1 protein-coding gene is annotated in these 1,271 nt (G+C 39.1%); it reads left to right on the top strand.

The genetic code is table 11. The annotated features are described in order from the left end of the window. Positions 1 to 180 precede the first annotated feature (180 nt). Positions 181 to 1,238, top strand: a protein-coding gene (locus QUA56_RS36630; protein ID WP_333368929.1) for an ISKra4 family transposase whose coding sequence is annotated in 2 segments (ribosomal slippage) — positions 181 to 337 and positions 337 to 1,238 — 1,059 coding nt in all. Because the reading frame shifts where the segments join, the coding sequence is not laid out codon by codon here. Positions 1,239 to 1,271 lie beyond the last annotated feature (33 nt).

The raw sequence follows: 1,271 nt of genomic DNA, 5'->3' as shown, positions 1-1,271 counted from the left end.
GGGAGCATCCCGATTTTGCAAGTATACAAAAGTATGATAAAATACGCTGCTTTTGGGAAAAGCCAACACTTAGCTTCCTCCAAAAATATGTTTTAGAGTCAATCAGCGATTTTAGAGGAACTGAAGAATAGAGTGTCTCAAGAGTTACAATAGTCAATAAATAATTTTGAGAGACTAAACATGACGCCTGACGAACAAGCACGCTTACAAGCTCATACTGCTGAAATCGCCAAAATTTTATACAGAAACACTCCCCCCGAGGCATTAGATAGCCTGGAAACAATAGAAGGGCACTTGAGAAAACAATGGATAGAGATAGTGGGACCCGAAGTTGCTTTTTTTTTATCAAAGAAACCACAGGAACAGACAAAGGACGTCCCCGAACAGTAAAAAGCTGTGTGGGTGAATTAAAAATTACCGAAAAACAAGCAGAAAAATTAAATCTCAAAAAATCGACTCGTTTGGCCCCTTTTTTTGAGAAATGCTGTCTGCGACAAGTGGCCCTGTTATCCTATGAAAAGGCATCTCAAGAAATTGAGGTACAGACGGGAGTCAAAATAGGTCATACCAGTTTACATAGATTGGTAGAAAATCAAGATTGGGTTGAACCAGTAGCATTCGCCCCCATTAAAGAAACCAGTGTGGATGGAGGAAAAGTGCGTATTAGAGGGGCAAAAGGGGAAGGTTCTCACTGGCTCGATTATAAAGCAGTTAGTCTTCATGGCAGCTTTTATGCTGCATATTTTCTAGAGAATGAAGTATTGATTGATTATGTCAATCGTCAGCCGTTAGATTCCCTAGTGACTTGTTTGGGTGATGGACATGACGGAATTTGGAATCTGATCGGTAAATTCAATCCGGATGGCAATCGCCGAGAAATCTTAGACTGGTATCATTTAGTAGAAAATCTGTACAAAGTAGCAGGGTCTAGGAAACGGCTGTCTCAAGCCAAAGAATTGTTGTGGCAAGGTCGTATAGATGAAACCATTAAGTTGTTTGAGTTGTGCAATAGTCGTCAGACTACCAACTTTTGTAAATATGTCACAAAACATCGGAATCGAATTGTTAACTATCAACTCTTATCCAGCCAAAATATTTGTTCTATTGGGTCGGGAGCAGTCGAATCATTAGTCAAACAGATTGATAGAAGATTGAAAATTTCCGGCGCTCAGTGGTGTAGTGAAAATATCAATCAAATGCTCAAACTTAGGTGTGCTTACTTGAATGAATTAATCTAGAATATAGACACCTTTTCTATATTTTTCTTCCCA

Source organism: Microcoleus sp. N3A4 (genome assembly GCF_036701805.1).
Taxonomy (GTDB): Bacteria; Cyanobacteriota; Cyanobacteriia; order Cyanobacteriales; family Microcoleaceae; genus Microcoleus.
Note: the sequence above shows the minus strand (reverse complement) of the source record. Positions and strands in the feature narration are given on the sequence as shown.